The sequence below is a fragment of the Pseudomonas sp. GW821-FHT05H12 genome (assembly GCF_059419385.1).
On sequence record NZ_JBWKRS010000024.1, the window covers coordinates 41,141 to 60,769 of the forward strand.

Annotated in this window: 15 protein-coding genes; 10 read left to right on the top strand and 5 right to left on the bottom strand. The window is 62.8% G+C overall.

What is annotated here, in order from left to right; translation table 11 throughout:
* Positions 1-212 precede the first annotated feature (212 nt).
* The 9 genes from AC07SU_RS20305 to AC07SU_RS20345 all read left to right on the top strand — a co-directional run bounded on the left by AC07SU_RS20305 (position 213) and on the right by AC07SU_RS20345 (position 12,695).
* Complete coding sequence (locus tag AC07SU_RS20305) at positions 213-1,172, top strand: AAA family ATPase (RefSeq protein ID WP_123718598.1); 960 nt, start codon at positions 213-215, stop codon at positions 1,170-1,172.
* Positions 1,173-1,177: 5 nt separating this feature from the next.
* Positions 1,178-2,110, top strand: coding sequence for a DUF58 domain-containing protein (locus AC07SU_RS20310; RefSeq protein ID WP_049712996.1), 933 nt, complete (start codon positions 1,178-1,180; stop codon positions 2,108-2,110).
* Entirely contained in the window at positions 2,107-2,601 is a 495-nt protein-coding gene (locus AC07SU_RS20315) for a DUF4381 domain-containing protein (protein ID WP_494998047.1), read from the top strand. The genes AC07SU_RS20310 and AC07SU_RS20315 overlap by 4 nt, the downstream gene beginning before the upstream one ends.
* Positions 2,594-3,682 carry a vWA domain-containing protein gene (locus AC07SU_RS20320; RefSeq protein WP_494998048.1) on the top strand — a complete coding sequence of 363 codons (1,089 nt, stop codon included), beginning with the start codon at positions 2,594-2,596 and terminating at the stop codon, positions 3,680-3,682. Before AC07SU_RS20315 ends, AC07SU_RS20320 begins: the two co-directional genes overlap by 8 nt.
* Positions 3,679-5,418 (top strand): tetratricopeptide repeat protein, encoded by a 1,740-nt coding sequence (locus tag AC07SU_RS20325; RefSeq protein ID WP_494998049.1) that lies wholly within the window; start codon positions 3,679-3,681, stop codon positions 5,416-5,418. Before AC07SU_RS20320 ends, AC07SU_RS20325 begins: the two co-directional genes overlap by 4 nt.
* Positions 5,415-7,055 carry a BatD family protein gene (locus tag AC07SU_RS20330; protein ID WP_494998050.1) on the top strand — a complete coding sequence of 547 codons (1,641 nt, stop codon included), beginning with the start codon at positions 5,415-5,417 and terminating at the stop codon, positions 7,053-7,055. The genes AC07SU_RS20325 and AC07SU_RS20330 overlap by 4 nt, the downstream gene beginning before the upstream one ends.
* Before the next feature lie 173 nt (positions 7,056-7,228).
* A complete protein-coding gene (locus AC07SU_RS20335; protein ID WP_494998051.1) occupies positions 7,229-8,470 on the top strand; it encodes an exonuclease SbcCD subunit D C-terminal domain-containing protein in 1,242 nt (413 codons plus the stop codon).
* A complete protein-coding gene (locus AC07SU_RS20340) occupies positions 8,467-12,105 on the top strand; it encodes an AAA family ATPase (protein ID WP_494998052.1) in 3,639 nt (1,212 codons plus the stop codon). Before AC07SU_RS20335 ends, AC07SU_RS20340 begins: the two co-directional genes overlap by 4 nt.
* Positions 12,102-12,695, top strand: coding sequence for a glutathione S-transferase (locus tag AC07SU_RS20345; RefSeq protein ID WP_494998053.1), 594 nt, complete (start codon positions 12,102-12,104; stop codon positions 12,693-12,695). Before AC07SU_RS20340 ends, AC07SU_RS20345 begins: the two co-directional genes overlap by 4 nt.
* Before the next feature lie 127 nt (positions 12,696-12,822).
* Here the strand turns inward: AC07SU_RS20345 and AC07SU_RS20350 are convergent, their stop codons facing one another.
* The 5 genes from AC07SU_RS20350 to AC07SU_RS20370 all read right to left on the bottom strand — a co-directional run bounded on the left by AC07SU_RS20350 (position 12,823) and on the right by AC07SU_RS20370 (position 18,128).
* Positions 12,823-13,002 (bottom strand): hypothetical protein, encoded by a 180-nt coding sequence (locus AC07SU_RS20350; protein ID WP_016980181.1) that lies wholly within the window; start codon positions 13,000-13,002, stop codon positions 12,823-12,825.
* Positions 13,003-13,158: 156 nt separating this feature from the next.
* The gene (locus AC07SU_RS20355) at positions 13,159-14,334 is read right to left on the bottom strand and encodes a lactonase family protein (protein ID WP_494998054.1); all 1,176 of its coding nucleotides are present in this window, start codon (positions 14,332-14,334) and stop codon (positions 13,159-13,161) included.
* A complete protein-coding gene (locus AC07SU_RS20360; RefSeq protein ID WP_176995780.1) occupies positions 14,321-14,617 on the bottom strand; it encodes a DUF5629 family protein in 297 nt (98 codons plus the stop codon). Before AC07SU_RS20360 ends, AC07SU_RS20355 begins: the two co-directional genes overlap by 14 nt.
* A 79-nt stretch (positions 14,618-14,696) precedes the next feature.
* A complete protein-coding gene (locus AC07SU_RS20365) occupies positions 14,697-17,072 on the bottom strand; it encodes an efflux RND transporter permease subunit (protein WP_176995779.1) in 2,376 nt (791 codons plus the stop codon).
* Between the two features lie 15 nt (positions 17,073-17,087).
* Positions 17,088-18,128 (bottom strand): WD40/YVTN/BNR-like repeat-containing protein, encoded by a 1,041-nt coding sequence (locus AC07SU_RS20370; protein ID WP_176996172.1) that lies wholly within the window; start codon positions 18,126-18,128, stop codon positions 17,088-17,090.
* Positions 18,129-18,434: 306 nt separating this feature from the next.
* On the opposite strand from AC07SU_RS20370, the gene AC07SU_RS20375 reads away from it, so the two are divergent.
* Positions 18,435-19,550 carry a Gfo/Idh/MocA family protein gene (locus AC07SU_RS20375; protein ID WP_494998055.1) on the top strand — a complete coding sequence of 372 codons (1,116 nt, stop codon included), beginning with the start codon at positions 18,435-18,437 and terminating at the stop codon, positions 19,548-19,550.
* Positions 19,551-19,629: the final 79 nt, after the last annotated feature.

Sequence of the window (19,629 nt, forward strand, 5' to 3'; positions counted from 1 at the left end):
CGGGGTGAGGGGTTTTGGATCGCGGCGCTGCTGGCGCGGGGCAAGCCCGCTCACTACAACAATTGCGGGCGCCCACACAATATTCCTACAAGTTTTCCTAAAAATACTCCGCGCGCCGTTAGTCGCCACCCCCTTCGATGCATTAAAGTAAGCCTCCCAAGCCCGGTGTTTTTGATCGACACCCGGGCTCATCTCTCCAGGAACCGTCATCGATGGAACATCGTGAAGCGCTGCTTGCGCTGCGAACCTTTCTTTCTACGCAGATTCTCGGCCAGGAAAAACTCATCGATCGCCTGCTGATCGCCCTGCTCGCCGACGGCCACATGCTCGTCGAAGGCGCCCCGGGCCTGGCCAAGACCAAGGCCATCAAAGAGCTGGCCGAAGGCATTGAAGCGCAGTTCCATCGTATCCAGTTCACCCCCGACCTGTTGCCCGCCGACATCACCGGCACCGAGATCTATCGCCCGGAAACCGGCAGCTTCGTGTTCCAGCAAGGGCCGATCTTCCACAACCTGGTGCTGGCGGACGAAATCAACCGCGCCCCGGCCAAGGTGCAATCGGCGCTGCTCGAAGCCATGGCAGAGCGCCAGGTCAGCGTCGGGCGCAGCACTTACGACCTGTCACCGCTGTTCCTGGTGATGGCCACGCAAAACCCGATCGAGCAGGAAGGCACCTACCCGCTGCCCGAAGCCCAGCTCGACCGTTTCCTTATGCACGTGAAAATCGGCTTCCCGGACGCCGCCGTCGAGCGGCGCATCCTGCAACAGGCCCGTGGCGAAGCCCTCAACGGTGAAACCAAGCCCGAGCGCCGCGTCAGCCAGCAAGCCATCTTCGCCGCCCGCAAGGAAATCCTTGGCTTGTACATGGCCGACGCGGTGGAGGAATACCTGGTGCAACTGGTGATGGCCACGCGCACGCCAGCCAAGTTCGACCCGGAAATGGCCGAGTGGATCGCCTACGGTGCCAGCCCCCGGGGCTCCATCGCCCTCGACCGCTGCGCCCGCGCCCATGCGTGGCTGGCCGGTCGCGATTTTGTCAGCCCGGAAGACATCCAGGCGGTGTTGTTCGACGTGCTGCGTCACCGCATCATTCTGTCGTTCGAGGCAGAAGCGGCCGGTGTTGACCAGGACCGTGTGGTGCAACGCATTCTCGACGTCGTTGCCGTCGCTTGAACCCCATGAACGCAAGCGATGGTATCCGCGTCACCCTCAGCGAATTGATCGAGATGCGCCATCGCGTGCGCGAAGTACAGCTGTTTTCCACCCCGAGCCAGCGCAGCCCGTTGATCGGTCTGCACCACTCCAAGCTGCGCGGGCGCGGTGTCGACTTTGACCAGGTGCGGGTCTACCAGGCCGGGGACGACGTGCGCACCATCGACTGGCGCGTCACCGCACGCACCCAGGAGCCGCACACCAAACTGTTCCACGAAGAACGCGAACGACCGATCTTCATCATGGTGGAACAAAGCTGCCGGCTGTTTTTCGGCTCCGGTCAGATGTTCAAATCAGTGCTTGCCGCGCAGGCCGCCAGCCTGATCGGCTGGGCAGCCCTGGGGCACAACGACCGCGTCGGCGGGCTGGTGTTCGGCGACAGCGAGCACTACGAAATCAAACCCCGGCGCAGCAAGCAAAGCCTGCTGCAACTGCTCAACCGCCTGGTGCGCGTCAACCAGAGTTTGAACACCGAGAGCCGTCCCGAAGCCGATGCGCTGGGCATGGCCCTGCGCCGTGGCCGCGAAGTGCTGCGCCCGGGCAGCCTGGTGATTGTGATCTGTGATGAACGCGCTCTCACCGAGGGTGCCGAGCAACAGCTGAGTCTTTTGTCACGGCATTGCGACCTGTTGCTGCTGCCCATCTCCGACCCGCTGGACCACGCCCTCCCCGCTGCCGGGCTGCTGCGTTTCGCAGAAAGAGGCGCACAGCTGGAACTGGACACGCTGAACTTCGATTTGCGCCAAGCCTACAAGGCCCAGGCCGAAGCACGCATTGCCCGCTGGGAACTGCTCGCGCAGAAACTGCGGATCCTGCTGATGCCCTTGAGCACCCAGAGCGAAATGGTCGAACAACTGCGCGAATACCTCAACCCGCAACGTCCGGTTAAAAAGCAATGAGCAGCCTCGACCAACTGCAACCGCTGATCGCGCCGCCGGCCATCGGCTTTTGGCCGCCTGCGCCGGGCTGGTGGCTGTTGCTGCTGCTGATCCCGCTGTTGGGCTGGGGCTTATGGACGCTGCGCCGTTTCCTGCCGTCCCGGCGCCCGGTGGCCCGCGCCGAACAGCCCCTGGACCCGTTGCGCATCGCCGCCCTCGCGGAACTGGCACTGATGCCCAAGCCCTACGACGGAGCGCCTGCCGGTGCCTGGCTGCAGCAACTCAACGGCCTGCTCAAGCGCCTGTGTCGCAATGACTACCCTTACAGCCAGAGCCATACCCTCAACGGGCGCAAATGGCTGGCCTTCCTCGACAACCGCTGCCCGGCGGCGGGCTTGACGCGCTGGATGGTGCTGGTGGAAGGCGCCTACAAACCTGAATGCAAACTGGACGACAAGGCCATCGCCGGCCTCACCCAGGCCGTCGATACCTGGATTCGCAAACATGTTTGAGTTCGCCTGGCCGTGGATATTCGCCCTGTTGCCCTTGCCGTGGTTGATGCGGCTCGTGCTGCCGGTGGCCGACAGCGGCGAACCGGCGCTGAAAGTCAGCTACCTCAGCGACCTTGAAGGCCTGGCCCGCCGCCGCGCCCGCGTGAACCTGCCGGGCTGGCGCCAACAGGCGCCGTTTGTGGTGCTGTGGCTGCTGCTGTTGACCGCCGCCGCGCGGCCGGAATGGCTCGGCGAACCGCTGCCGATTGCCGCCAGCGGTCGCGACTTGCTGGTGGCGGTGGACGTGTCCGGCTCCATGGACTTTCCCGACATGCACTGGCAGGACGACGATGTGAGCCGCCTGTCGCTGGTCAAACACTTGCTGGGCGACTTCCTCGAAGAGCGCGAAGGTGACCGCGTAGGCCTGATCCTGTTTGGCAGCCAGGCTTACCTGCAAGCCCCGCTGACCTTCGACCGCCGCACCGTGCGCGCCTGGCTGGACGAAGCGCGCATCGGCATCGCCGGCAAGAACACGGCTATCGGCGATGCTATCGGCCTGGCCCTGAAGCGTCTGCGCCAACGCCCGGCGCAGAGCCGCGTGCTGATCCTGGTCACCGACGGCGCCAACAATGCCGGGCAGATCGACCCGCTGACCGCCGCCCGCCTGGCCGCTGAAGAAGGCGTGAAAATCTACCCGATCGGCATCGGCGCCGACCCCGAGCAAACCGGCTCATTGGGCATCCTCGGTGTGAACCCGAGCCTGGACCTCGACGAACCCGCCTTGAAGGCCATTGCCGAGGCCACGGGCGGGCATTACTTCCGTGCCCGTGACGGCGAAGAACTGCAACAGATCAAGGAAACCCTCGACAAGCTCGAACCCGTCGCCCAGCAACCCACCCAGGCCCGCCCGGCCCAGGCGCTGTACAGCGCACCACTGGCGCTGGCGCTGGTGCTGAGCATGCTGCTGGTGATCCAGGAGCGCTGGCCGAACAACGCGCTGCAACGGCTGTTCAACAAACTCTCGAGCAAGGGCCACTTTCTGCAACAGCACCCGGAATGGCGCCAACGCCTCAAACGCCTGCGCTTGCGGAGGCGTCGATGATCGACCTGTGGCCGCACCTGTTCCGTCCCTGGTGGCTGTTGCTGCTGCCCTTGCTCGGCTGGCTGCTGTGGCAACTGTGGCACCGGCAGAAACGCGCCGGGCGCTGGCAGATGATCCTGCCCCCGGCTTTTCACGCGGTATTGCTCAGTGGTGGCAGCGGCCGCGAAAGCAAATCGCCGTGGGTGGTGCTGGGCATCGCCTGGTTGCTGGCCGTGCTGGCGCTGCTCGGGCCGAGTTGGCAACGGGTGGAGCAATCCAGCCAGAAACCTTCCGATCCGTTGGTGGTGTTGCTGGAACTGACCCCGGAAATGCTCGCCACCGACAGCCCGCCCAACCGCCTGGAACAAGCACGGCGCAAGCTGTATGACTTGCTGCAGGCGCGGGACAACGCCCCCACCGCGATTGTCGTGTACGCCGGCAGTGCCCACACGCTGGTGCCGCTGTCGGACGACCTGGCCACCAGCCGCAACCTGCTCGAAGCCCTGCGCCCCTCGATCATGCCGCAGCCAGGCCATCGCGCCGACCTGGCGGTTGAAAAGGCTTTGGGCCTGCTCAAACAAGGTGGCCTCGGCCAGGGGCGTCTGTTGCTGGTCGGTTCATCACTGTCCAAACAGGAGCGCCAGGGCATTCGCCTGCTGCTGCAAAGCAACCAGTCGCCAAGCCTGTCGATCCTCGGTATCGGCAGCCGCGAAGGCACGCCCGTCACCCAGGAAAGCGGCGAGTTCCTTAAGGACGAACAAGGCGCGATCCTGGTGCCGCGCCTCGACAGCCCGACCCTCAAGGCATTCGCCAGCGAAATGGGCGGCCGCTACCGAGCCGCGCGCCTGGACGACAAAGACCTGCGCCAACTGGGCCTGCTCGACGGCCCGCAAAGCCTGCGCAACGACGGCCAGTTGCTGCACCTGGACACCTGGGCCGACCAGGGCTATTGGTTGCTGCTGCCACTGTTGCTGCTGGCCGCCTGCGCCGGGCGCCGTGGCTGGTTGTTCTGCCTGCCGTTGCTGCTGCTCGGCGCACCGCAACCCAGCTATGCCTTTGAGCTGCAAGACCTGTGGCTGCGCCCGGACCAGCAAGGCCAGTACCTGCTCAAGCAAAAGCGCCCCGCCGAAGCGGCCGAGCACTTCCAGGACCCGCAGTGGCAGGGCGTGGCGCTGTACGAAGCGGGCAACTACGCCGAGGCGATCAAACGCTTTGCCGAGGGCAACGACGCCTATTCCCACTACAATCGGGGTAATGCCCTGGCCAAGGCCGGTGAACTGGAGGCCGCCATCGATGCTTACGAGCAAGCCCTGGAAGCCCAACCCGACCTGCAACCGGCCCTGAAAAACAAGGCACTGGTGGAAACCCTGCTGCAGGAACAGGCGCAACCCGAGCCGCCCCAGCCTGCAAAAAACGAGGATGACGAAACCACGCAACCCGGCCAAACTGCGCAACCGGGCGCAACCGGGCAAAGTGCCACTGGCGCCGAACAGTCGTCACAGGGCCAGGACGAGGCACAGGCCGGCGATACCCAGACCGGCGCCACGCCGCAAGCAGGCGGTAACGAAGTACCCGGCAGCGAGTTGGGCGACGAGCAAACCACCACCCCGCCCCTGCGCCCTGCCGATGCCAGCATCGACGGCGAACACCGCCAGGCCCTGGAACAATGGCTGCGGGAGATCCCGGACAATCCTGGCGAACTGCTGCGCCGCAAATTCTGGTACGAACAGCAACAACATCAGGACAAGACTCGATGATCCGCCGTCCCACCCTTCTGCTTCTGCTCGCGTTAACGGCAGGCCACGCCCAGGCGGCGAACCTGGTTGCCAGCGTCGACCGCAGCCGCCTCAATTCCGGGGAAACGGTGGAACTGACGGTGGAATCCAGCGACGTGACCCAGTTCGGCAAGCCTGACCTGACGCCCCTGGACGCGCAGTTTGAAGTCAGTGGCACGCGCCAGATCAACCAACTCACCACCCTGGGCGGCGACAACCACGCGACCACGCGCTGGATCATCACCCTGCTGCCCAAGGAAAACGGCAGCGTGGTGATCCCGCCGCTGCAAGTCGGTGAACTCAAGACCCAGCCCATCACCCTGCAAGTGGTAGAGACCACCAGCCAGGACACCGCCGCCGAACTGGCCCCGGTGTTCATCGAGGCCAACCTCGACCAGAGCGCGGTGTACGTACAAGCCCAGGCGCTGCTGACCGTGCGCGTGTACCACTCGGTGTCGCTGTATGACGACAGCAGCCTCACGCCGCTGCAGATTCCCGATGCGCGCATCGAGCAGTTGGGTGAGTCGCGCACCTACGAGAAAGTCATCAACAGCATCCGCCACGGCGTGATCGAAACCCGCTACGCGATCTACCCGCAACACAGCGGGGCCCTGGTGATACCGGCGCAGACCTTCAGCGCGACGCTGGTGGAGTCGCGCCCACCCCAGGAGAACACGCTGCAGGGCACCAAGCCGGGCAAGCTGATCCACGTAAGTTCTGCCGAACTGGCGCTGACGGTCAAACCCAAGCCCGCCCTGTACCCGGCCGACGCGCCTTGGCTGCCGGCGCGCAGCTTGAACCTCACCGAAGGCTGGAACCCGGAGCCTGAGCATGTGCAGGTCGGCGACTCGCTGACCCGCAGCCTCACGGTCAAGGCCGAGGGGCTTTCCAGTGCGCAGTTGCCGGCCCTGCCCAGCAGCGATATCAATGGCCTGCGCCGCTACCCGGACCAGCCGGTGCTCGGCAACCAGAACAATGACCGTGGCCTGATCGGCAGCCGCGAAGACCGCGAAGCCCTGGTGCCGACCCGGGCGGGTGCAGTTGAACTGCCGGCCGTGGAGGTGGTGTGGTGGAACACCCACGAAGACCATCTCGAACGCACCACCCTGCCCGCCCGCACGCTGCAAGTGGCCACCAACCCGAGCCTGGTGGTGGACACCCCCGCCACGCCCACCGTGATCACCGCGCCGGACGATGAGCGCCTGTGGCTATGGCAGCTGAGCACGTTGATCCTGGCCTGCACCACGCTGCTGGGTTTCGGCCTGTGGTGGCGCGCGCGTCGGCAACCCGCCGTGCAACGTGCCGCGCAGACCGGCCCGAGCCCACGCACGCTGCTTGACGACCTCAAGCGCGCCACCCAGGCCAACGACCCTCAGGCGACACGCCAAGCCCTGGATGCCTGGGCCCGCCAGCAACCGGAAACCCTGGCCGACATGGCGGCGCGGTTTGTGCCTCTGTCGGATGCGCTGGATGGGTTGAACGGCGCGCTGTACAGCGAAAGCGGCCAGTACTGGCTGGGCGAAGAGCTGTGGCGTGCGGTAAAGGCCATCCCTATCGCCGAACGCGAAGCAGACCCGGCCACCGACACCACCAGCTTGCCGCCGCTGTACCCCAAATAATTCGCCGCCCCCCTGTAGGAGCCGGCTTGCCGGCGATGGCGGTGTATCAGTCAACACATTTGTTGGCTGACACACCGCCATCGCCGGCAAGCCAGCTCCTACAGGGGGTGAGCAGCTGCGGTGCTTTTACGGGTAAACTCCCCCTCCTTTTCATCTATTCCACGGAGTTCGCCTTGCGTCTGTTTCACACCTCCGACTGGCACCTGGGCCAAAATCTTCACGGCCAGGAACGCGACTTCGAACACGCCTGTTTTCTCGAGTGGCTGCTGGGCCAGCTCAAGGCCCAGCTGCCGGATGTGTTGCTGATCGCCGGCGATATTTTCGACACGGTCAACCCGCCGCTCAAAGCCCAGGAGCGGCTGTATGACTTCATCATCAGCGCCCACGAACAGAACCCCAAGCTGACCATCGTGATGATCGCCGGCAACCACGATTCCGGCTCCCGTATTGAACTGCCCGCGCCGCTGATGCGCCGCCTGCGCACCCATGCGCTGGGCCGTGTGTTGTGGCTGGATGACGGCCAGCTGGATGCCGAGCGCCTGCTGATCCCGCTGCCGGATGCCAAGGGCAAGATCGCCGCCTGGTGCCTGGCGCTGCCCTTTTTGCGCCCGGCGGAAGTCACCGGCGCTCACCTGGGTGACGACTACCTGCAGGGTATCGGCCAGGTGCATGAATGGCTGATCGCCGCCGCCAACGCCAAGCGCAAGAAAGGCCAGGCACTGATTGCCATCAGCCATGCGCACATGGCCGGTGGTTCGGTATCGGAAGACTCCGAGCGCAGCCTGATCATCGGTAATGCCGAGGCACTGCCCGCCAAGCTGTTCGACAGAAGCGTGGCGTACGTTGCCCTCGGCCATTTGCACAAGCCGCAAAAGGTCAACGGCGAAGAGCGTATTCGCTACAGTGGCTCGCCAATCCCGCTGTCTTTTTCCGAAATCGGCTACAAGCATCAGATTCTCGACGTGACGTTCCAGGGCCAAGCCCTGGTAGGTGTCGAACCGATCCTGATCCCGCGCTCGGTCGACCTGCAACGCCTGGAAGCCGCGCCCCTGGCGGATATTCTTGCGCAGCTTGCCGAGTTGCCGGACATCGACCTGCTCGCCGAAACCCAGCGTCACCCCTGGCTGGAAGTGCGCGTGCGCCTCGACGAGCCGCAACCCGACCTGCGCCAGCAGATCGAAACCGCCCTGCAAGGCAAGGCAGTGCGCCTGGTGCGCATCGCGGCTGAGTACGCCGGCAAAGGCAGCCGTGAGGAGGAAGGCGAAGATCGCTTGGTCGAACTTGACCAGCTCACGCCCCAGGAACTGTTCAGCCGTGCCTGGCAGGACAGCTATGGCAGCGAAGTGGACGAACAAACCTTGAAGGACTTCGCCGTGCTGCTCCAGGAAGTGCAACAGGAGGGCGAACAGCCATGAAGATCCTCGCCATCCGCCTGAAGAACCTGGCCTCCCTCGCCGGCCCGTTCGAGATCGATTTCACCGCCGAGCCCCTGGCCAGTGCCGGGTTGTTTGCCATTACCGGGCCGACCGGTGCCGGTAAAAGTACTTTGCTGGATGCCCTGTGCCTGGCGTTGTTTGGCGCCGTGCCGCGTCTGGGCGATACCGGCCAGGCGAAAATGCCGGATGCCGACAGCGATATTTCCATCGGCGACCCACGTACGTTGCTGCGTCGCGGCACCGGCGGCGGGTATGCCGAGGTGGATTTTGTCGGCGTCAGCGGCAAGCGTTACCGTGCGCGCTGGGAAGCCAACCGCGCCCGTGACAAGGCCAGCGGCAAGTTGCAGAACAGCCGCCAGAGCCTGATCGACCTGGACAGCGAACAACTGCTGGCCAGCCAGAAAACCGAATACAAGACCCAGCTGGAATTGGCCCTGGGGCTGAATTTCGAGCAATTCACCCGTGCGGTGTTGTTGGCGCAAAGCGAGTTCAGTGCCTTCCTCAAGGCCAACGACAACGAGCGCAGCGAACTGCTGGAGAAGCTCACCGACACCGCCCTTTACACTCAGCTCGGCCGGCGTGCCTTCGACAAGGCTAAAGAGGCCCGTGACGTACACAAGCAGTTGCAGGACCAGGCGGTTGGCGTGGTTCCCCTGGCGCCCGAAGCACGCGCTGAACTGGACCAGCAGTTTGACGCCGCGCAGCAGCAGCTCAAGACCCAGCAAGCCCAGCTCAAACAGCTTGAGCTTCAACACACCTGGCTCAAGGAATTGCGCGATTGGCAGGAGCGCCAGCTGGCTGCCACCGAACAACTGCAGCGCGCGCAAGCCGAATGGGAGAACCAGGGCCAGCAACGCGAAGACCTGAACCGCCTGGAGCAGTTGGCGCCGCAACGTCATCAGTTTGCGCGCCAGGCCGAACTGGGCAGCCTGCTTACGCCGTTGGCCGCGCAGATTCAATCGCATAGCCAGCAACAAGCCGAACTGCACACCCAGCAGGAACAGGCCCGGCAACAGCAAGCGAACGCGCAAAGCGCCTTGACCGACGCCCTGAAACAGCAGACCGATGCCGGGCCTTTGCTGCGCCAGGCCTTTGAAGCGCAAAGCACCCTCACCCGCTTGACCCACGAATTGGCCAAGCGTACCGAGGACAAGCAGCAGCAGGAACACGCCTGCACTGAAGGCCAGACCCAACTCACCGGCCTGCTGGACACACAGAACCAGGTCGCCGAACGCCTGCAACGCCTGGCGACTGAGCTAGAGCGCAGTGCCGAACTCGCCCCCCTGAGCGACGCCTGGACCGCGTACCGCGACCGCCTGCAACAGCTGATGTTGATCGGCAACCGCCTGAACAAAGGCCACGCCGAACTGCCGCAACTGGAAGAACGCGCCACCCGCGCCGCCGAGCAGTTCACCGGGCAACGCAAAGCCCTGGACCTGCTGTACCAGGAAGCCGGCGCTGAACCCCATGCGGTGGCCGAGCAGATCCAATTGCTCGCCAGCCTGCTGCAGGACAATCGCAAACAGCAGCGCGCCTTCGAAGACCTGACGCGTTTGTGGGACAGCCAGCAACAGCTTGACCAGCACGCCGCCACGCTGACGCAAAAACTCACCGATGCCCAACAGCAGCGCGAGCAACTGAACCAGACCGGCCTGCAAACCAAAGCCGAATTGACCGTTGCCGAACAAACGCTGAGCGTGACCAAACAGCTGCTGGAACGCCAGCGCCTGGCGCGCAGCGCCAGTGTCGAAGAATTGCGCGAGCAGTTGCAGGACGACCAGCCGTGCCCGGTGTGCGGCAGCCACGAACACCCGTATCACCAGCCCGAAGCCCTGCTCCAAAGCCTGGGTCGGCATGACGAAAACGAAGAGGCCTCGGCACAGAAAGCCGTCGACACCCTCAAGGAAAAACTCACCGAGCTGCGCGGTGAAGTGGGCGGCCTGATCGCCCAGCAAAAGGAATACCTGCAACAACAGGAACAGCTGGCGACGCAACAGCAAGCCCTCAAGCCAAGCCTGGACGCGCACCCGTTGTCCGCGGCCTTGTTCGACCAGGACGCGGCCAAGCGCAGCGCCTGGCTGGACCAGCAACTGGGCCAACTGACCCAGAGCATCACCCAGGACGAACAACGCCAAGGTGCCCTGCTCAACCTGCAACAAAACGCCGGGCGCCTGCAGCAACAAGTGCAAGCCGCCCAGGAAGCCAGCCAACAGGCGCGCCAATTGCTGGTGGACCAGCAACGCGAGTTGGCCAACGACCGCGAACGCCTCGACGAGGAACTGAACGCCTTCGCCAACCTGCTGCCTGCGCACACCCTGGAAGGCTTGCGCACCGAGCCGGCCGCCACCTTCATGCAGCTGGATCAGCAGGTCAGCCAGCGCCTTGAACAGCTGGGCCACCAACGCGACGAGCTGGCCGAGCGGCAAGAACGCCAGCAGGCCATCGAGAAAGAACAGACCCACCAACAGCATCGCCAGCAACAACGCGATGTGCTGGTTCAACAGGTCAATGACCTGGCGGCCCAGCATCAGGCAGCCCAGGCCACGCTCGGCGCATTGCTCGGCGAACATACCAGCGCCGAACAGTGGCAACACCTGTTGGATGAGGCCGTCACCGGCTCACGCCAGAGCGAAACCGATGCCAGTAAACAGCTGCAAGAGATCCACAACGCACTGATCCAACTGGCGGCCGACCTCAAGGCCCAGCAGGAGCGTGAGCAGGCTTTGCAAGCCGAACAACAGACCCTCGCCAGTCGCCTCGGCGAGTGGCGTGCCCTACACCCCGAACTCGACGACGCCGGCCTGGACCGCTTGCTGGCCTACGACGACACCCAGGTGAGCCAGTTGCGCCAGCAACTGCAACACAGCGAAAAAGCCGTCGAGCAGGCCAAGGTTCTGCTGCAAGAGCGCGAGCATCTGCTGGCTCAGCATCAGGCCCAGCACAATGGCAACCTCGACGCCGAGGCATTGGACAGCGCCCTGGCCAGCCTCAACCAGCAGTTGGCCGACAGCGAAAAACACTGCGCCGAGTTGCGCGCGCGTCAATCCGAAGACCAGCGCCGCCAGGATGCCAACCAGGCTTTCGCCGAACAGATCACCCAGGCCTACGACGAGTGGCAGCGCTGGGCACGCCTGAACGCGTTGATCGGTTCTGCCACCGGCGATACGTTCCGCAAGATCGCCCAGGCCTACAACCTCGACCTGCTGGTGCACCACGCCAACGTACAACTGCGCCAGCTGGTTCGGCGCTACCGCCTCAAGCGCGGCGGCAGCATGCTCGGTTTGTTGGTGATGGACACGGAGATGGGCGATGAACTGCGCTCGGTGCACTCGTTGTCCGGCGGTGAAACCTTCCTGGTGTCCCTGGCGCTGGCTCTGGGCCTGGCGTCGATGGCGTCGAGCACGTTGAAGATCGAGTCGCTGTTTATCGATGAAGGCTTCGGCAGCCTGGATCCGGAATCACTGCAACTGGCGATGGACGCGCTGGACGGCTTGCAGGCCCAGGGCCGCAAGGTGGCCGTGATTTCCCACGTGCAGGAAATGCACGAGCGCATCCCGGTGCAGATCCAGGTCAAGCGCCAAGGCAATGGCTTGAGCACCCTGGAGGTCAAGTGAGCGAGGCGCTGCTGTATTCGTTCCGGCGCTGCCCCTATGCGATGCGCGCTCGGCTAGCGTTGCGTTACTCGGGCGTGCCGGTGCGTATCGTGGAAGTGAGCCTCAAGGCCAAGCCCGCCGAGATGCTGGCGTTGTCGCCCAAAGGCACGGTGCCGGTGCTGAGCGTTGACGGGCGAGTGATCGAAGAAAGCCTGGAGATCATGCAGTGGGCCTTGGCCCAGCACGATCCGGATAACTGGTTGTTACAAGGCGACCCCGCGGTATTGGCGTTGATCGCCGAGAACGACCAGGACTTCAAGTATTACTTGAATCGATACAAGTACGCCGAGCGCTACCCCGAGCAGCCGATGGAACATTATCGGGCCGGGGGCGAGGTGTTTTTGCAGAAGCTGGAGGGCTTGCTGGCTGAGCGGGATTACCTGGTGGCCAACCACCTGACCCTGGCGGATGCTGCACTGGCGCCCTTCGTGCGTCAGTATGCCCATGTGGATCGAGTGTGGTTTGCCGGAACTTCGTATAAGCGGTTACAGGTTTGGCTTGAGCGGTTTCTGGATTCCGCGTTGTTCATTTCGGTAATGGCTAAGCCCTGAACACCGCGCCGCCTGCATCGCCCGCAAGCGGGCTCCTACATCAAGCGGCGTCGCCAAAATTGTAGGAGTCGGCTTGCCGGCGATAGCGCCCCAAAGAACACCATCGCCCTCAGCAGGCTTCTACAGCTCACTGCTGGGTCTTGTGATCCAGGGCAGCGTAGAAGTTGGCGCTCTGTTGCAGGTATTTCTGGGTGTAGGCGCTGGTGCTGGATTTTTTGCCGGAGACTTCCACACTGGCGGCGGCAGGCAGGGCAACAGTGGCGGAAACGGCGGAAGCGGCGATGATCGAGAAGAGATTCAAATTCATGTCGGTAACCCTTGTGTTCGTCTGGTTGAGTGGCCGGTGAAGGCCTTGGAACCAAACTTACGCCCGAGGGTTAAACCTTAGAAATGCTTTGAAACAGTAGCCGCTATTAATGGAATTAATAGAAAGGGTCAGGCCCCGCAATACGGGGCCTGCGGCTTACTGACGCACCAGGAACTTGAGGTCGCTAGGCGCATCGATGGCCAGTTTTTGCACGGTTTTGCCGAGCAGACCGGTCTTGGGATCGCGTTCGACCACCACGATTTCGTTACTTTTCTGGTTGGCGATCAGCAAAAACTTGCCGCTCGGGTCCAGGCTGAATTCGCGCGGGTGGTCGCCTTCCACGGAGCGGCGCTGCAGCTCCTTGAGGTGCGCGGTGGCCGGATCGATGCTGAACACCAGCATCTGGTTGGCGGTGCCACGGTTGCTCACGTAGAGGAACTTGCCGTCACTGGACGCATGCAACGCGGCGCCGGCCTTGTCGGACACTGGTTGGCCAGCGGCGAAGTCCACCAGTTGGGTCTGGCTGAGCTTGCCGTCGGTGTAATCGAACACTGCGACTTGCGCGCTCATCTCGGTGGTCAGCCAGGCATGCTTGCCGTCGGCGCTGAACAACAGGTGCCGAGGGCCACTGCCCGGAGGCAGTTGCACCGACGCCGGATTGGCCGGGGTCAGCGGCAGTTCAGGGTTGGCCTTGGGGTCGTAACGGTAGGCAAACACCTTGTCTGCACCCAGGTCCTGCACAAACACGTACTTGCCGTCTGGCGAAGACACCACCGAATGCACATGGTTGGACGCCTGGCGCTCAGGGTTCACGCGGCTGGCCGGGTGCCCGCTCAACTGCACCGGCGCCGACAGCTTGCCATTGGCGTCCAGCGGCAGGATCGCCAGGCTGCCGCCCGGGTCTTCCAGTACCGAATAGTTGGCGACGAACAGGTAGCGGCCATCGGCGGCTACGCTGGAGTGCGTGGGCTCATTGCCCAGGCTCTGCACCTGGTTGATCAGGGTGAGCTGATGGTTCTGCGGGTCGATGCTGTAGCTGCTGACACGTCCCACCGGGTCTTTCTGGCCCGGGCCGTTCTCGTTGACCACATACAGGTGCTTCTGGTCTTTGGAGATCGTCAGCCACGACGGGTTGGCCGCCTTGGCCGCCAGCACCGGCTTGCCGCTGAACTGTCCGGTACGGCTGTCGAATTGCAGGCGGTAGATCCCTTCGCTGGTACCGGCGGTGTAGCTGCCTACCAGCAATTCGTAGGTATCCGCCGGGGCGGCTTGCACCGACATGGCACCGACACTGCCCGCCATCAGCAGGGGCCAGAATTTACGCATCATCATCCGCTTCGTCCTCGTCGTTGTTATTGTCGCCCTTGATCGCGCTCAAACAGACTAGACGGTGTTCACCGTCTTCGTTGTTCAAAAGCCAGCTCTGCAAGCTGTCGTCAAAGGTGGCGGCATTCAGTTGTTCTGGACTGAACTTCCAACGCTTGAGTTCCCGGCCATCCATGCTTTCGATCAGCAGATGCTGGTCAAACGTGAAGTCGAAGGCGTGCAGCCCGTTGATGATCAGCATGTCGCTGTCGTTGAGGGCTTTGCTCAGGTCTGGTGTTGCGTCGGTCATGATGTGAAGTCACTGCGGGGGAAAAGACACATGATAGGTCAATTCCCCCGCCGTGCCTTGCGGCAATGGTCTAAATCGATCAGTGCGCGAAGAGTGAATTGCCCTTCTGCCCCGCCAACTTCTCCGGCTTGATCAGGAACCGCGCCAGCGCCGGCAGCAGCCACAGCGCACCGAACATGTTCCACAGCAACATGAAGGTCAGCATCAGGCCCATGTCGGCCTGGAACTTGATGGCCGAGAAGATCCAGGTGCACACGCCGATCGCCAGGCACAGGCCGGTGAACAGCACGGCTTTACCGGTGGACTTGAGCGTCTGGTAGTACGCCTCTTGCAGCGGCAGACCGGCACGCAGGAAGCTTTCCAGGCGGCTGTAGATGTAGATGCCGTAGTCCACGCCAATCCCCACGCCCAACGCCACCACCGGCAAGGTTGCGACCTTGACGCCGATGCCCATGAACGCCATCAGCGCGTTGCCCAGCACCGAGGTCAGCACCAGTGGCAGCACGATGCACAGGGTGGCGGCCCAGGAACGGAAAGTGATCATGCACATGGTGGCTACACACAGGTACACCAGGATCAGGATGGTCAGTTCCGATTCCTTGATCACCTCGTTGGTGGCGGCTTCGATCCCGGCGTTACCGGCGGCCAGGATGAATTCCAGGCCGTCCTTGTTGTTTTCCTTGGCGAAGTCCTGCACCGCATGTACCGCGCGGTCGAGGGTTTCGGCCTTGTGGTCGTTGAGGAACACCAGCACCGGCGCCAGCGAACAATTGTTGTTGTACAGGCCGTCAGCCCGGGCGATGGAGTTGTTCAATACATCCGGGTTACGCGACAGGGTTTCCCATTTCAGGTTGCCCTCGTTCATGCCCTTGATCATCTGCTTGGACACAGTGACCAGCGAGATGGCCGACTGCACGCCCTCGGTGTTCTGCATCTTCCACATCAACTGGTCGATGGGTGCCATGGCCTCATAGCGTGAGCAGCCTTCGGCCTTGGTCTTGACCATCACCACCAGTACGTCGGAGCTGGTGGAGTAGTTGCTGATGATGAAGTTGTTGTCCTTGTTGTAGCGCGAGTCCGGGCGCAGTTCCGGCGCGCCTTGGTCGAGGTCGCCGATCTTGAGGTTCTGGCTGTACCAGAGGCCGCCGCCAAAGGCGACCACGGCCAGGGCGATGGAGATTGGCGCGACTTTGGGGCTGGCAAAGTTCGACAGCAGGCGCCAGAACGAGTGTTCGCGGTTGGCGTCCTTTTTGCTCTTGGCGATGGCGCGCTTGCTGATGCCCACGTAGGAAATCGCTACCGGCAGCAGGATCAGGTTGGTGAACACAATCACCGCCACACCGATGGAGGCGCCGATGGCCAGTTCGCGGATCACGCCGATATCGATGATCAGCAGCGTGATGAAGCCCACCGCGTCGGCGAGAATCGCGATCATCCCGGGCAGGAACAGCTGGCGGAATGTGCGTCGCGCCGCTGTCAGCGCGTTGTCGGCTTCACTGGATTGCAAAGCAATGCCGTTGATCTTCTGCACGCCGTGAGAAATACCAATGGCGAAGATCAGGAACGGCACCAGCATCGAATACGGATCAAGGCCGAAACCGAAGAAGTGCATCAACCCCAGTTGCCAGATCACCGCCACCAGCGTGGTGCTCAACACCGCGACGGTGCTGCGCAGGCAGTTGGTAAACCACAGCAGCAGGATCAGGGTGATGACAAACGCGACGCCGAAGAACATCACCACCATCACCAGGCCATCGATCAGGTCGCCGACCTTCTTGGCGAAACCGACGATGTGGATCTTGACGTTGGGGTTCTGCGCTTCGAACTTGTCGCGGATCTTGTCTTCCAGTTCGTGGGAGAACTTGCGGTAGTCCAAAGCGAGCAACTTGCCCTGGTCCTGCGGGTCCGGGTAGGACTCCAGCAGCGGGATATCGACGATGCTCGACTTGAAGTCGTTGGACACCAGGCGCCCGACCTGCCCGGACTTGAGCACGTTGTTGCGCAGTTGATCGAGGCTTTCCGGCGAGCCGTTGTAGCTTTGCGGGATCACTTCGCCGCCGGCAAAGCCTTCTTCGGTCACTTCGGTCCAGCGCACGCTGGGGCTCCACAGCGACTTGAGGCCCGAGCGGTCGACGCCGTTGATGTAGAACACCTCGTCGTTGATCTGACGCAGGGTCTCCATGTATTCCTTGGTGAAGATGTCGCCGTCCTTGGCCTCCACCGAGATGCGCACGGTGTTGCCCAGGTTCGCCAGGTCATTACGGTGCTCCATCATCTTCTCGATGAAGGGGTGCTTGAGGGGGATCATCTTTTCAAAGCTGGTGGACGGGCGAATCAACGTCGCCTGCCAGAACAGAAAAATACTCACCAGCAGGCAGATCACGATCACTGCCGGGCGGTTGTTGAAGATCAGGCGCTCAAGAAAGGTCGCTTTATCGTTGTGATGACTGCTCATTCTTTCCCCGCCTTCTTATTGTTTTGTCGGTTCGGCGCCGGTCGGCGTGGCCACGCGAACGCCACCCTGCCCGGCCAGAATCAAGTTGCCATTGCCTGCCGCCGTGACGGACGACAGCGAAATGCGGTCCGGCCGGTTGAACACGCTGAACGTCACGCCGTCGTCATGGCTGACCACCACACTGCCGCCGTTACCGACGACGACGATGGCGCCGTCATCCAACAACGTGGCGCCCGACAGACCAAACTCCAGCGCTCCCCGCGCCGCGTTCAGTTCAACTTGCTCCCAGGTGCTGCCGAAATCCGTGGAACGGTACAAGTTGCCGCGCAAGCCATACGCCAACAGGGTTTGCGCTTGCGCAGTGCCGATCACGCCAAACAACGAGCCCTCGTAGGGGCCTTCGAGTTTTTCCCAGGTTTGGCCGTCGTCGCGGGAGCGGAACATGCTGCCCTGCTCGCCCACGATGAACAGGCCGGCGTCCTTGATGTGAGCGATGGCGTTGAGGTGGAACTGGTCTTCGTTGTCGAGGCGGTCGCTGACGTCTTCCCAGGTTTTGCCGCCGTCGGTGGTTTCGATCAACGCGCCGTAGGCACCGACCGCCAGGCCGTGGCTGGCGTCGTTGAACCAGATATCGAGTAAGGGGGCTTCGCGCTTGAGGTCTTGGTATTGCTGGGTCCAGGTGGCGCCGCCGTCGGTGCTGGCAAGGATTTGCGCATCATGGCCCACCGCCCAGCCTTGTTTGTCATCGACAAAAAACACGGCGGTGAGCAGTTGGCGGGTGGGTACCTTGGCTTGGGTCCAGGTAGCGCCCTGGTCATCGGAATAGAGGATATGCCCGCGATCACCGACCGCCACCAGGCGCTTGCCTGCGTGGACCACGTCGATCATCAGGCCCTTGGCGGCCTTGGGGGATTCAATCGCAAACACAGTTGCGGCGGGGGTATCGCTGGCGGCCTGGACGGCGGTCGGCAACGCGACGGCTCCAAACAGCGAGAGCGCTGTGGCCAGCAACGCAACCCTGCGTGCGGCGCGTGGGCGGCAAACAACCCAACCCATGACAGGCTCACTCATAGACCTTTCTCCCATTTATTATTGTTATTGCCTGCCTTCCTGGGCCGTGAAACCTGCAACCTAGAGCGCCTGGAGGAAGCTGCGGCCATCCTATCGGGCTTTGGAATCGTCTGACAATCGGCGCTACGTTATCTTTTGTTAACTGATGGCGTTTCCTCCGCAGCTGAATATAGCGGCATTCGTCAGGCTGATCAGTGCACACAAATGAATTTTTATTCTATCTATTGAATTTCGGGAATTTTTATTCCATTAATAGCATTCTTGAAAACAATAATTCAAAGGACCTCGGCTATGCGTGAACTCGGAATCGGCCTGATCGGTACAGGCTTCATGGGCCGCGCCCATGCGTTGGCGTTCAACAACGCCCGGGCGGTGTTCGAACTGCCGGTAACCCTCAAGCTGGCCGCCCTGGCCGATGCCGACACCGAGCGTGCCCAGCGCTGCGCCACGGCCTGGGGGTTTGCGCAGGCCCATGGCGACTGGCAAGCCCTGGTCAACGACCCCAACGTTGACGTCGTCGCCATCACCACGCCCAACCACTTGCACTACCCCATGGCCATGGCCGCGATTGCGGCGGGCAAGGCGGTGTATTGCGAAAAACCCCTGGCCGTCAGCCTGGAACAGGCCGATGCCATGCGCCGCGCCGCCAGTGCGGCCGGGGTGGTGACGCGGGTGGGTTACAACTATCAGCACAACCCGATGATCCTGCTGGCCAGGCAGATGATTGCCCGAGGCGAACTGGGTGAGATCATCAGCTTCCAGGGCGAGTTCAGCGAAGACTTCATGGCCGACCCCGCGTCACCTTGGTCGTGGCGCTGTGAAGTGGAGCATGCCGGTGGCGCCCTCGCGGATCTGGGCAGCCACTTGCTGTCGATGGCCCGTTATTTGGTCGGGGATGTGGTGAGCGTGTGTGCCGATACCCAGACCGTGCATGCCCGCCGCCCGGCTACCAAAGGCAGCAGCGAACACAAAGCCATCGCCGTGGACGATCACGTGCACGCGCTGCTGCGCTTTGCCAATGGCGCACGTGGCACGGTGAGCAGCAGTTGGCTCAAGCACGGCTACAAGAACCACCTGAGTTTCGAGATCAGCGGCACCCTGGGTACCTTGGCGTTCGACCAGGAACGCTTGAATGAACTGCGCCTGTGCCGCGTCGGCCAGGACGGTTTCCAGCGCCTGCTCGCCGGCCCGGCCCTGCCCGGCTACGCGGCGTTCAGCCCGGCGGCGGGCCATCAGTTGGGCTACAACGAGTTGAAGACGCTGGAGGTGCAGGAGTTGATCATGGCGTTGGCGGGGCAAGGCGCGGATGGCACCGACTTTGAAGCGGCGTGGGCAGTGGAGCGGCTGGCGACGGCGATTCGTGTCGCCGCCAAAGAAGAGCGCTGGGTCAACGTGAACTCACTCTAAAACTCACCACAAAACCTCTGTGGGAGCTGGCTTGCCTGCGATGGCGGTATAACTGATACACCGCTATCGCAGGCAAGCC